This window comes from Cobetia sp. PS-4MA (assembly GCF_057670765.1).
This window is the reverse complement of sequence record NZ_CM173107.1, coordinates 1,504,862-1,517,620: the sequence shown is the minus strand read 5'-3', so window position 1 is coordinate 1,517,620 and position 12,759 is coordinate 1,504,862. Positions and strand designations below refer to the sequence as shown.

Annotated in this window: 14 protein-coding genes; 5 read left to right on the top strand and 9 right to left on the bottom strand. The window is 59.8% G+C overall.

Features of this window, described 5'->3' with window-relative positions; genetic code table 11:
* The first annotated feature begins 70 nt into the window (after positions 1-70).
* From AC26AR_RS06495 to AC26AR_RS06475, 5 genes are all read left to right on the top strand, one after another.
* Entirely contained in the window at positions 71-382 is a 312-nt protein-coding gene (locus AC26AR_RS06495) for a putative quinol monooxygenase (RefSeq protein ID WP_404626949.1), read from the top strand.
* Positions 383-1,468: 1,086 nt separating this feature from the next.
* The gene (locus tag AC26AR_RS06490) at positions 1,469-3,004 is read left to right on the top strand and encodes a sodium:solute symporter family transporter (protein WP_488107767.1); all 1,536 of its coding nucleotides are present in this window, start codon (positions 1,469-1,471) and stop codon (positions 3,002-3,004) included.
* Positions 3,005-3,087: 83 nt separating this feature from the next.
* Positions 3,088-3,216: a putative transporter small subunit gene (locus AC26AR_RS06485; protein ID WP_218024758.1), complete on the top strand. Its 129-nt coding sequence runs from the start codon at positions 3,088-3,090 to the stop codon at positions 3,214-3,216.
* A 179-nt stretch (positions 3,217-3,395) separates the two neighbouring features.
* A complete protein-coding gene (locus tag AC26AR_RS06480) occupies positions 3,396-3,896 on the top strand; it encodes a YeeE/YedE family protein (protein ID WP_488107890.1) in 501 nt (166 codons plus the stop codon).
* A complete protein-coding gene (locus AC26AR_RS06475; RefSeq protein WP_404626945.1) occupies positions 3,893-4,306 on the top strand; it encodes a DUF6691 family protein in 414 nt (137 codons plus the stop codon). Before AC26AR_RS06480 ends, AC26AR_RS06475 begins: the two co-directional genes overlap by 4 nt.
* A gap of 484 nt (positions 4,307-4,790) precedes the next feature.
* On the opposite strand, the gene AC26AR_RS06470 is transcribed toward AC26AR_RS06475, so the two are convergent.
* The 9 genes from AC26AR_RS06470 to AC26AR_RS06430 all read right to left on the bottom strand — a co-directional run bounded on the left by AC26AR_RS06470 (position 4,791) and on the right by AC26AR_RS06430 (position 12,652).
* The gene (locus AC26AR_RS06470; protein WP_404626943.1) at positions 4,791-5,138 is read right to left on the bottom strand and encodes a hypothetical protein; all 348 of its coding nucleotides are present in this window, start codon (positions 5,136-5,138) and stop codon (positions 4,791-4,793) included.
* 77 nt (positions 5,139-5,215) lie between these two features.
* Positions 5,216-5,554, bottom strand: a complete 339-nt coding sequence (locus tag AC26AR_RS06465) for a hypothetical protein (protein WP_341542903.1) — start codon at positions 5,552-5,554, stop codon at positions 5,216-5,218.
* Between the two features lie 67 nt (positions 5,555-5,621).
* Positions 5,622-5,960: a hypothetical protein gene (locus AC26AR_RS06460; protein WP_404626941.1), complete on the bottom strand. Its 339-nt coding sequence runs from the start codon at positions 5,958-5,960 to the stop codon at positions 5,622-5,624.
* A gap of 66 nt (positions 5,961-6,026) precedes the next feature.
* Positions 6,027-6,371 (bottom strand): hypothetical protein, encoded by a 345-nt coding sequence (locus tag AC26AR_RS06455; RefSeq protein WP_488107766.1) that lies wholly within the window; start codon positions 6,369-6,371, stop codon positions 6,027-6,029.
* Between the two features lie 838 nt (positions 6,372-7,209).
* Complete coding sequence (locus AC26AR_RS06450; RefSeq protein WP_404626939.1) at positions 7,210-8,304, bottom strand: ADP-ribosylglycohydrolase family protein; 1,095 nt, start codon at positions 8,302-8,304, stop codon at positions 7,210-7,212.
* Positions 8,305-8,601: 297 nt separating this feature from the next.
* Complete coding sequence (locus AC26AR_RS06445) at positions 8,602-9,642, bottom strand: Ldh family oxidoreductase (RefSeq protein WP_488107765.1); 1,041 nt, start codon at positions 9,640-9,642, stop codon at positions 8,602-8,604.
* A 31-nt stretch (positions 9,643-9,673) separates the two neighbouring features.
* Positions 9,674-11,002 carry a TRAP transporter large permease gene (locus AC26AR_RS06440; protein ID WP_084208862.1) on the bottom strand — a complete coding sequence of 443 codons (1,329 nt, stop codon included), beginning with the start codon at positions 11,000-11,002 and terminating at the stop codon, positions 9,674-9,676.
* On the bottom strand, positions 10,999-11,514 hold the full coding sequence (locus tag AC26AR_RS06435; RefSeq protein WP_084208863.1) for a TRAP transporter small permease subunit: 516 nt from the start codon (positions 11,512-11,514) through the stop codon (positions 10,999-11,001). Before AC26AR_RS06435 ends, AC26AR_RS06440 begins: the two co-directional genes overlap by 4 nt.
* 79 nt (positions 11,515-11,593) lie before the next feature.
* Positions 11,594-12,652, bottom strand: coding sequence for a type 2 periplasmic-binding domain-containing protein (locus AC26AR_RS06430; protein WP_417286353.1), 1,059 nt, complete (start codon positions 12,650-12,652; stop codon positions 11,594-11,596).
* Positions 12,653-12,759 lie beyond the last annotated feature (107 nt).

Genomic DNA, 12,759 nt, shown 5'->3' with positions numbered 1-12,759 from the left:
ACATAGTCAGGACATCTCATCACGAGAATCCCTGCCACAACTGCGGTCAACACCGTCACAAGGAGCCAGGATGATCTGGGTAATCGCCACCGTTACCGCCAAGGAAGGTCACGTTCAGGATGTCTTCAATGAACTCTGCGCCGTCGCGCCCACCGTGCGCGAGGAAGATGGCTGCCACGCCTACCACCCGTGCCTGGACTCCGAGCGCGCCGCCGACAAGGACAACGACCCACGCCCCGACACCATCACCGTGGTAGAAGCCTGGGAATCCCATGATGCCCTGCAGGCCCATCGCGAGACGGAACATATGCAGCGCTTCCGCGACAATGCCAGTGACTGGATTGCCGATGGCGATATCCGCATTCTGAGCCCGGCGGGATGAAGACGCCCCTCAGTGACGTGCTCTGCACTGAAAACATCATCTTGCCGCTCCCTTTCAGGGGGCGGTTTTTTTGACTCATCGGCCAGAAAGGTGCCGTACAACCGTCGAGACAGCCTTCCCTTTTTCCTTGTTTTCCTCTCGCCCTCTCATTGCACTCTTCTCGCCCTCTCTTCGTACTCCTCTCGCGCCCTCCTCGTCATCACAGTATTCATGAGAACTGGCCGAACGCTGAGCAATAATAGACAAACAACCTTTAAAACAGCCACTTGCGTGAAATCATTAAAGATCCAGCAACATGAAACCCCACGATTAGGCAGAGCGAATCCTTAAATGATCCGAGAGGCATCACCAGGAAAATAAGGGGGATTCGCACATCTCAATGACATTAAATGACAGACTTTTACGTCATGAAACACCAAGAATTACACTTGATTTATATTGAACGAAGATTCAATAAATCGCTAGATATCTCTGGGCATGACGCCGTCTTTATGGACCTGGAGTTTAGATAATACTTGATAGCGATCTGCTGGAATCTGTCAAGGGTGGACATGTCGCAAACCAGACACTAAGGTATGCAGCCTTCATTAACTCAATCTTAACGCTCACCGAAAGCACCAGGACTCGCGACCCACTGGATCACCAGTATTTTCGAAAGACTGTCGAAACCTCGACATTATCGATAAGAGAGGGAATCCATGACGCAGCATTACGCTGATGAGGGCAAGTGCATGCCACGACGCCCGCCACCCCGCACTTTCTTCCCTGGAAAGTGCTGACACCTCGTAGCTCGCAAGTGTGACAGGGTCTGCCTGTTCACCAGACGAAGACGCTTTGGACACGACAACCATCTCAAGGCAAGACGGCTCAGAACCTTCCTTTCATGACTCTCATCACCGCACTCCTGAACAGCTCGCTGCTCAGGTCAACAGGTGTTCTGTCATCCATTGGAGGCTCCGTACTTGAACAACGACTCTCTATCAATTCTCGACCATTACCGTTCTTCTCCTGCTGATCGCCTTCTATGGCGGTACCTACCTGATCACTCTCACCATTCGCAAGAAAAAGGAAGATGCTGACGAGTTCATGGTGTCCAACCACCGTGTCGGCTTCGGCATGGGCGCTGCCAGCATGACCGCCACCTGGATCTGGGCCGCCTCCTTCTATACCGCTGCCACCTCCGGCTATACCTATGGCGTGTCAGGCCCGATCCACTATGGATTCTGGGGCGCGCTGATGATCCTGTTCATCTATCCCTTCGGCCGCCGCTTCCGCAAGCTGGCCCCCAACGCCCATACGCTGGGCGAGCTGATCCATGCACGCCACGGTTCGAGCAGCCAGCTGATTCTGGCCTTCTCCAACGTGCTGGGCAGCGTCATCAGCCTGATGGTCAACTTCACGGCCGCCGGTGCGCTTGTCTCGGTGCTGTCGCCGCTGTCCTTCCAGACAGGTGTCATCCTGGCGGGGGTCGGGGTGCTCTACTATACGCTCTGGTCGGGCTTCCGCGCCTCGGTATTGACGGATTTCGCCCAGCTGGTGGCACTGATGGCCATCGCCATCGTCATCATTCCGGCCGTGTTCTTTGCCATGGGGGGCCCTTCGGAGCTGGTGGAAGGGCTCAAGCATGTCACGCCGCAACAGGCCGACTTCTTCTCGACTGATGCCATCCTCAATCAGGGGGCGCCCTTCTTCGTGGCCGTGCTGGCGTATGCCATCGGCAATCAGACGATTTCCCAGCGCCTGTTCGCGGTCAATGAAGATCACATCAAGCCGACCTTCATCACGGCTACCGTCGGCTACGGTGCCATCGTGATCGGTCTGGGGATGATCGGTCTGATGGCGCTGACCCTCGGGGTCGAGCCGCTCAATGGCGACATGAACAACCTGATTCCGCAGATGGTGTCGGAGTACCTGCCGCCCTTCTTCATCGCCCTGTTCTTCATCCTGGTGATCGGCTCGCTGTCCTCCACCGCTGACTCCGATCTCTCGGCACTCTCGGCACTCTCGGCACTCTCGGCGATCATGATGGCAGACGTCTACGGCAAGAACATCGCCCGTGGCAAGGCCGACCCTCGCCGCATGTTGCTGGTCGGTCGTCTGACGATGATCATCGCCACCGTGCTGGGGATCGTCTTCGCCAGCTTCTCTTTGGATATTCTGGTGATGCTGGTCTTCGTCGGCGCACTCTGGGGCGCCATCGTCTTCCCGGTGATCGCCAGCTGCTTCTGTGATCGCATCACCAACCTGGCCTTCACCAGTTCCGTCCTGGTCGCCATGGTGGTGTTCTGCATGGCACGCTTCGAGTGGGTGCCGCTGGAGGGTATCAGTGGGCTGATCTTCGAGCTGCTCGCCAGCATCGGCGGCGGCGTCATCATCGGCCTGATGGTCTTCGGCTTTCTCGGTCGCATCGCCGGACTGGTCGCCGGCGTGCTGGCCATGCTGGCCATGGTCGTCTTCGCGACCGGCGAACTGCGTGACTACACCGTGCTGCTGGCCTCGCTCACGGCCTACGGCACCAGCACCCTGGTCTGCGTGATCATGAGTCTCGCCAGCCGCCAGCCGCGCTTTGACTTCACCACCATCACCGACAAGGTCGGCCATTACGACGAGTCCCTGACCTGATCGGGATGCTTGCCACAAGCGCCCCGGCGGCCCTTGGCGTCGCCGGGGACTTTCCTACTGCACATTTCAGGAGACACACACCCATGACATTCCTGTTTGCCGCCTATGTCCTCATCTGGCCATTGCTGACCCTTGGCGTACTCGCCGTGATCTGCGGCGCCGTGGTGCGTGACAGTCGTCGCGCTCGCCAGGAGCACCGCGAGCTGGTCTGACCTTGCCTACACATAGAACAGCTACGGAAAGGCCCGCCCCGAGATGCTCGAGGCGGGCCTTTCCGTAGCTGTCGGGTCAACCGGATCCACTCAGGCCACCCGATGGGCAAATGTCATGACCAGCAGACTCAGCAGTCGGTGGGCGATGACGGTTGGCGCTCGCCAGGCACGAGCATATCATCGTCGCAACGCAGGATGACCGCGACACGAGGACGAACCACATGGACATGATGAGCAGCATGAAAGGACTCGCCGGCGGCGTCCTGATCGGTCTCTCGGCAGTGATGCTGATGGCCTTTCTGGGACGTATCGCCGGTATCAGTGGCATCACGCGGAGCGCGCTGCTGGAATCAGGCCCGGACCGCCGCTGGCGTATCGCCTTCGTGCTCGGGTTGATCAGCGGACCGCTGCTCCTTGTGCTGTTCAATCTTGACTGGGGCAATGTGGCCGAGGGCACGGATGCGCTGATCGGCGATCCCACCAGCGGGGTGCTGAGCATGATGTTCGCCGGCCTGCTGGTGGGCATGGGAACAGGCATCGGCGGCGGCTGTACCAGTGGCCACGGCGTCTGCGGCATCGCGCGTCTCTCCCCGCGCTCGCTGATGGCCACGGGGGTGTTCGTGGCCATCGCCATGCTGACGGTCTTCGGGACCCGACATCTGCTGGGAGAGTCACCATGAAAGCTGTCACCGGCTTCATCACCGGGCTGGTCTTCAGCCTCGGCCTGACACTCAGCGGCATGACCGACCCCGCGCGTGTCGTCGGCTTTCTCGACGTGGCTGGAGACTGGGACCCCACGCTGATCTTCGTGCTTGGCGGGGCAGTCATCACCACCTTCCTCGGTTATCGCCTCGCCTGGCGACGCAGCACTCCCCTGTTGGGTGAGCGCTTCCAACTGCCTACGCGCCGCGATATCGATGGCCGCCTGCTGCTCGGCGCGGCCCTGTTCGGTACCGGCTGGGGCCTGAGCGGATACTGCCCCGGGCCTGCCATCGTCTCCAGCAGCGCCATGAGTCTGCCATTGGCGGGTTTTCTACTGACGATGCTACTGGGCTGGTGGCTGGCCACGCGCCTGACTCGCACTCACTGATCCGAGCGCCACGCAAGAGAAAATCCTTGCATGAGAAACGCCCGCCATTCGGCGGGCGTTTCTCATGCAAGGCGAGTCACCACGACCACACGACGCCCTTTCTCTCAAGGGACCTCATTGCGATGATCTCGCTGATCAACAGCCCCGTGGGTCGTGTGCTGGATGAAGTCACATCCACATGAAGCGTCGAAAAGCCAAAAAAAGCCCGCCAATGGCGGGCAGGGAATGTCGGGACAGGACATTCAGGACAGGAAAGCGTTTGAGCAAGGGTTCTGCCATTGACGACGAGTGCGGTCTTGCGTTCGGGTCAAAACACTTGCTCAAGCGTTCTTCTCTCTCACGAGTTGTTCTCTGGAGCACTGACCATCAGGAGACAACGTGATGGTCAGTGGGTCCATTCAGCAACTGACAGAGGTAGGTCGATGGCATATCGGCGTCCTTGGCTGTCTTGCAGAGTCGGGGACTATTGCGTTGCCGCGAGCGGTTACGCGCTCTCGTTCAAGGCATGTTCGACGCGTGTGGCAGAGACACTCTTGCCGGCATCGTTGACGTAATCCGCCGAATCGCTTGCCAGTGCACGGGTGGTGCCCTGGATGCCGGCGTTGCTGATGGATGCCTGGACGCGGCTGGCAGCGACACTCATGCCGGTTTTCACGACATCATCATGGTGCAGTGTGGCTTGGTGAGTGACCGGCTGTGCCTGACCCATGATCACGCGATCACTGAGGGTGGCACGTACGCGGGCATCGGCTTCGCTGTCATTGGCAGAGGCCAGGCCAGTGGCGGCAACGGACAATGCGGCAATGGCGAATAGAGACTTGAGAGATTGCATGGGGGTTCTCCTATTGAAAAAGGTCATGTCAGTGCAGACAACTGGCCTGCAAGCGCCTGACGCAGACATCGGGCGTCTCAGACGTTGACGTCGCTCACGGCGTGACGAACACGGGTGCCGGCAACGCTATCGCCTGAATCATTGGCGACATCGAATTCCTGCAGGTGGATGGAGCGGTCATGTCCACGGATCTCGTCGTCACCGGAGGCAATCTGGAAACGGCCTGCAGAAGTGCTCATGCCGGTTTCCGCGAAGGTCGCCTGGCCTGTCGGTGCCTGCTGAGCGGCACCATGGATGACACTTTCACTGACGTTGTGCTGGACACGCTGGGCGGCCGGGCTGTCATCCGCCGCAAAGGTGGCGGTGCTCACGGTGGCGAGAGCGGCGGCGGCGATCAGGGTCTTGATAGTGTTCATGATGATTTCCTCGATGAAGATGATGTGATGATCAGGCCTGGAAATGCAGGCCAGGGATAACGGTCAATCAGACGTTGCTGTCGCTCAGGGCGTGCTGAACGCGGGTAGCGGCGACACTCTTGCCAGCGTCATTGTCGAAGGCCTGTTCACGGCTGGCGGTAGCGCTGCCGTGCCCTTCAATGGACGGCTGGGTCAGGGCAGTCTCGACACGACCTGCCGCGACGCTCTTGCCGGTTTCCGCGAAGGTGGCCTGAGCCGTCGGGGCCTGCTGGGCGGTGCCGACGACGACGTCCTGGCTGACGGACTGCTGGACACGCTGGGCAGCCGGGCTGTCATCCGCCGCGAAGGTGGCGGTGCTCACGGTGGCGAGAGCGGCGGCGGCGATCAGGGTCTTGATAGTGTTCATGATGATTTCCTCGATGAAGATGAAGTGATGATCAGACCTGGAATGCAGGTCGGGGATGACGGTCAATCAGACGTTGCTGTCGCTAAGGGCGTGCTGAACGCGGGTAGCGGCGACACTCTTGCCAGCGTCATTGTCGAAGTCCTGTTCACGGCTGGCGGTAGCGCTGCCGTGCCCTTCAATGGAGGACTGGGTCAGGGCGGTCTCGACACGACCTGCCGCGACGCTCTTGCCGGTTTCCGCGAAGGTGGCCTGTGCCGTCGGGGCCTGCTGGGCGGTGCCGACGACGACGTCCTGGCTGACGGACTGCTGGACACGCTGGGCGGCCGGGCTGTCATCAGCCGCGAAGGTGGCGGTGCTGACGGTGGCGAGAGCGGCGGCGGCGATCAGAGTCTTGAGATTCAGAGTTTTCATTGGGTTTTCCTTTCTATGTCCTGGGCAATATTGCCCTTGTGATGTCGTATGCAGTCTTGGCTGCATCCGTCTAGCTTGTTAACAGACTAATGATTATTGCGCTATCACACTAGCCGTGCTGCTGGCAGCTCACTGTTTCCATCAAAGAACCAGATTGCGTTGCCTGGGCATTGCCCTGCTCCTGAGGAGTGTTGGTGAACCTCAAGATGTACAACCTTCAACCCTCTTCTGCATCACTTCTGTACAACCTTGAAGGTGCGGACATCCCATGATCGAGAGCGGATCAAATGCTTGGCACTGTCCAGGACACTGCCGTATGACGTTTAAACTTTGGTCGCAATCATCAGAAAGACATTCATCAGCAACTTATCCTCTTACCCTGCTGAAACCCTCACCGTTGTGCTTGATGAGTATTACGCTTGAGCAAACGGGTTGGATGCATGCCATCTTCAAAAAAGTCGCAGGCGTCTTGACAGGTGCCTGCCGTCGACCAGATCCAGACTGCCGTTTCATGCCATGTGGAGTGAGCGCATTGTGGACGAATCCCGCATCGGCACATATCCCCCCACTGGAACAGCATTGATTCCAATGACGAACCAATAAAAGCCTGTATTGAACGTCTGGTCAGGCAGCAGTCTACGACTTTGGTAATAACCGCAGCGTTATCAATCGCTTACGAAACCCTCTGATGTTGTCCTCGGATCGCCCACTTGAGGCATGCCCTCACCTTTGCGCTACCGACGTTTCGTGACAGCCGGCAAAAAGGCATCGTCAGACACGAAAACGCGGGGCAATCCAAGGATTGCCCCGCGTTCAGTCAGCTAGCGTTGCGCGTATCTCAATAGCCCGGGTATTTCTCCCAGACCCACCGCTCGTCCTTGCCACCCCCGTCGGTATAGAGCTCCCAGCGAGCGCAATCGTGCAGGTCCTGGGCGACCTCGCCGATGACCTCTCGCAGTTCAAGCGGCTCCAGCCAATCAGCAGGTATCGCCTCTTCTCCCCATTGCGCCCCGAGCAGGTTGCCCGTGATGGCCCCCGTGGAATCCGAATCCCCATCATGATTGACCGCGATCTGGATCGCGGAGCGGAAATCCCGCGCGGTGAGTGCGCAATACACGGACATCGCCAGGGCCTCTTCCGCGATCCATCCCAACCCCAGCATCCTGACAGCCACCTGCGGCGCAGTGTCGGACTCGGCAAGCTCGCAGGCTTGCTTCAGGGCCTGCATGGTCTCTTCGCAGCCTGATTTGCGCTCGAGAATGCGCATGGCGTGCGCAAGTGCCTGTGCCATCGAGTCACCCGCCACCAGGCATTGGGTCATCACCGCCAGCACGCCGCCCGTCAGCTGACCGGTCACGTGGCCATGGGTCAGCGCGCAGACCTCTTCCCCGAGCGCGAAGCACATCTCATGGGAGGCCCCCATCACATGCGCGAACAAGCCGACGGGTGCCACGCGCATCACACCCCCACAGCCCTTGCTGTCGTTCTGCGCGGTGTCACTGTAGGTGCGCACCTGCTTGAGCGCGGACAGACACGTCATGCCCGGGGCGCGGCGCGAATGCAGTGCCGGCTGCTTGATCAACCAGCCACTGTCCAGCCATTCCTGTTCCGTTGCCTTTTGCTTGCGTTCCCCTTGGGTGTACAGCCAACGTTCATAGGCACTGTTGACCAGGCTACCTTGCGTCGTGATGCCTCTCAGACAGCCGCGCACGTGGCTACGCAACAGACCCTCGGCGGTAAACAGTGTCATCTGCGTATCATCGGTAATCCGCCCCAGCCCGCCATAGGCCGGTGCGTAATCGCGTATTCCTTCACTTCCGAAGCGCGCCTGGATCTCCTCGTGCGACAGGAACTCCACTGCCGCCCCCAGCGCATCTCCCACCGCACCACCCAACAGGCAACCCCGAAACCGCGATATCGTCTCAAGCGTCATGTCCCTTTCCCCTTCAATGGCCATCAAGATGGCATCAACGACCCTCAACACGGCTTACGCTAGCAGCAACGGCACCTTTGCGGAAAAACGCCCACATCCGGTGGTGCACATAATCAGGCAGAACTGGATAGGCCCCCAGTATCGGTGAGCACTGAGGATGACAGCGACGACGATGGACACCTTATATAGAAGAACGGCCGCCCAGGGGCGGCCGTTCTTCTTGCGGCAGTCATGACCTCATGACGTCCTGCCGCGTGCCTGTCAGCGATGACTCGGCTGCTCGGCGCAGGCAAATTCTCAGGAGGCAAGCTCGAGGATGTCGTCATACAGCGCCCGGGAGAGTGTGACGCCCTCCTCCAGATGCTTCTGGCGAGCCTGATAGCGACGCTCGGAGGAAAGACGCGCGCCCTGCTGCTTGACCAGGTCGAACAGCCGTTCAGAGCGCAGCATGTGCTGCTGGGGGCTGCCCCCCGTGAGACGCGCCGGGTCCATCGCGATGATCATCTCCCCATGATACGGCAGGCTGCCCTTGCCTTGATCATGCTCGCTGGATTCGATACTGAGCATGTCACCGATCAGCGGCCCTGCGATCAGCTCGATCATGATCGCCAGCGCAGAGCCCTTGTGCTCACCGAACGGCAGCATCGCGCCATGATCCAGCACCTCGGCCGGGTCACGGGACGGCGTACCGTCTCGATCAACCCCCCAGCCCAGCGGAATCTCGTCCCCCTGACGACGATGCAGCTCGATATCGCCACGTGCGATGGCACTGGTCGCGAAGTCGAACACGTAGGGATTGCCATCCCCGCGCGGCCAGCCGAAGGCAATGGGATTGGTGCCCAGCAGGGGCTGGCTGCCTCCATGCGGCGCCATGTACGACTGGGTCGGGTTGCAGGCGATGGCTACCAGCCCTTCCCGCGTCAGCCGCTCGATCTCGACCCACAATGCCGTGCCATGCACGCAATGGTTGATGGCCAGAATGGCAATCCCATTGGCTCTCGCCTTGCTGAGCAACTCAGGCACGCCCTGCTGGAAGGCCAGCGATGAGAAACCACCCTTGGCATCCACCTTGACGACGGAGGGCGCCGTATCCTCGACCACCGGCACGGCGTCCGGCACCACTCCTCCATTGTTCAGCGTGGCCACGAACCCCATCAGGCGATAGAGCCCATGGGAGCAACAGCCATCCATCTCGGCCGCGACCAGCGCATCACTCATGGCCTCGACATTCGATTCGCTGAAGCCATGGCGTGTCAGCACCTTGTGGCATAGCGAGGTGAGCGCCTCTCGATCGAGATTGATGTCCATTTCAGTATCTTCGTGCTTTGCATCACTCATGCGAACGCGTTCCTTTTCGATAAGGCGACCATCATTTCCAGGACGGCCCGCTGATGGCATCAGGCAACCACAGCGCAAGCCCCGGGAATGTGAGAATCAACGCCAGTACCACCAGCTGCAGGACGATGAAAGGCACGACCCCCTTGTACATGTGCTTGAGCGTCACTTCGGCAGGCGTGATGGCGCGTAGATAGAAGATGGAGGGGGCAAGCGGCGGGGTCAGATAGCTCGTCTGCATCACGATGAGGAAGGCCACGCAGAACCAGATCTCATCAAACCCGAGCAGACCGATGACCGGCATGGCCACGGGGATGACGATCAGCACCACCGAGATCATGTCGAGCACGAAACCGGCCAGGAAGGCGATCAGCAGGATGGCACCGAGAATGAACCATGGGCTCATGCCGGTATCCAGCAGCAGCGACTGAACGGTCGCCATGCCACCGGAGGCGAAGAAGACACCGGCGAACATGTTGCCACCCAGCACGATCAGCAGAATCATGGCGGTGATGTTGAGCGTGCGTATCGCGGCATTCCACAGGATGGACAGCGTGAGGTTGCGATAGCCCAGCGCCAGCAAGACAGAGCCTAGTGCACCACAGGCTGCCGCTTCCGTCGGCGTGGCGATGCCCATCAGAATCGTGCCCAACACCACCATGATCAGACTCATGGTCGGCAGCAATGCACTCAGGGTGATGGTGAGCAGCTTGCCCCAGCCCGGATGTTGCTCATCTTCTTTCAGTCGCGGCGCAAGCGCAGGCTTCAGGGCGCAGACCACGACGATATAGACGAGGAACAACAGCGCCATCAGAAGCCCCGGAATCAGCAGACCACTGAACAGTGACCCGACGGAGACACCCGCGACAGGCCCGAGAATGACCACGGTAATGGAAGGCGGAATCGCCGTGCCCAATGAGCCACTGGCGCAGATGGTGCCGGAGATGAGTGACTTGTCATACTGATGCTTGAGCATGACCGGCACTGCCAGCATGCCGATCACTGCCTCGGTCGCCCCGACGACGCCGCTGGCAGCCGCGAAGATGGTCCCCATGATGACCGCACCGACCCCCAGCCCACCCGGCAACCGGCGCGTCCACAGATGGATGGCACCGAACAGCCGCTCGGCGATGCCGGAATTCTCGAGCATCGCGCCCATGAAGATGAACAATGGTACGGCCGCCAGAATGGAGTTGGACGCCGTGTCTTCGATCTTGGTCAACAACTGATAGGCAGCGGCATCACCGAACTGGGCGACGCCGAAGACCGTCGCGACGACGATCATCGAGAAGGCGATCGGGAAGCCGAGCACGATCAGCGCGATGAGGGCCGGGAACATGATCAGGGCAAGGAAATCGCTCATGAGGACACCTCCGCGCCATGATCATGGCCCAGCAACGTGCTCCAGAGTTTGAACATCTCCGCGATCACCTGCAGCGTCAGATAGACAAAGCCCAGCCACCACACCCCGAAGACTGGCCAGATCACCGGATTCCAGGCCGAGCGACCAGAGCGCTCATTGCTGGAGAAGGCCTCGATCGCATAGAACGAAAGCTCCCAGACCAGCCAGCCCAGTACGGGGAGCAATACGCCATAACAGGCCAGATGCACCCCGGCTTTCAGACGTGGCGAAAAATTCTGACTCAACACATCCACACTGACGTGCTGGCCCACGCGAAGTGCATTCGCCATGCCAAACATGAAGATGGCGCCCATCACCATGTAGCTGACCTCGAACGCCCACAGGGTGGGCCTTCCCAGCACATAGCGACTGAAGACCTCATAGACCAGCGCAAGCACCAGCGGCAGTATCAGGACAGCCCCCAGATACCCCGCCCAACGGGTTTGACGCTCAATGGCATCGACTATTTTCATGACAACCTACCGAATGACAGCCAGGGGGAAGCACAGGCAAGGGCCTTGCCTGTGCCGGAAACGTCAGTTCCTGCGGGGTTCAGCGCCCCATTTCCCCGATCGGCAGACGGTAATCCTGCCAGGTGGTCATGCTGTCCTTGAAGGCACGTTGTGACTCGAGCACGCGCGCGAACCACTCGTTCTCACCCGCCTTCTCATCTTCCCAGGCACGTGTCTCTTCGTAGATGGCATCGATGAAGGATTGATCCAGCTGCACGATTTCGTTGGGCCCCTCTTCCAGCTCCTTGAAGGCCTTGAGGTCGGCATAGGAGCTGTCGAGCCAGGATTCGAACACGCTCAACTTGCCGGCAAGACGCAACTGACTCTGCTGGGCTTCGCTCAGGCCATCCCAGGCATCGACATTCACTTCGCACTCGAGGATGCCACCGGACTGGTGGACGCCGGGCAGGATGACGTACTGCGCCACGTCCTGGAAGCCGGTCGGCTTGTTGAGCTCCGGGCTGCCCCACTCCGCGGCATCGATGACGCCACGATCCAGCGCCGTGTAGATGTCACTGCCCGCCATCACCACGGTAGAGGCCCCCAGGCGCGAGGCGATTTCCGCCCAGGCACCGGATGTTCTCAGTCTCAGTCCCTGGAAGTCTTCCAGCGTCTGTACCTTCTTGCTTGAGTGCAGGAATATCTCGGTGCCCAGGGTGGAGCACGGGAAGGCCACGACTCCGAAGACTTCACGACGGAACGCTTCATAGAGCTCGACACCGCCACCCTCGTACATCCACAACATGAACTCTTCCGGCGTCAGGCCACTGGAGTGCCCAGCCAACAGCGCCGCCGTCGGGTCAGTCCCGTAGTCATAGTTGATGTAGTTGTGGCTGACCTGCGCGATACCGGACTTCACGGTATTGGTCACGCGCAGCGCGCCACCCAGCGTACCGCCCGGGAACACCTGAATGCTCACGTCACCATTGGTCAGCTCATTGGCATAATCGGCAAACGTCTTGGCATCTCGCTCAAGCCAGGGGCCGCCCCCCCAGGGGGTTGCCATCTTCCACTCGATATCGGCGGCCTGGGTGGTCGAGGTGACCAGCAGACCGGCTGCGATGCCCATGCCGAGCACATTTTTCGTGAGGCTATGCATTCTTGTTTTCCTCGTATTGTTCCAGTCGAAGGTGATTCCGTCTCTGAGCGTCTTGCATCGCAGTACGGGCATCCCCCATCTCACGATGCCCGCGATCACACATTCTC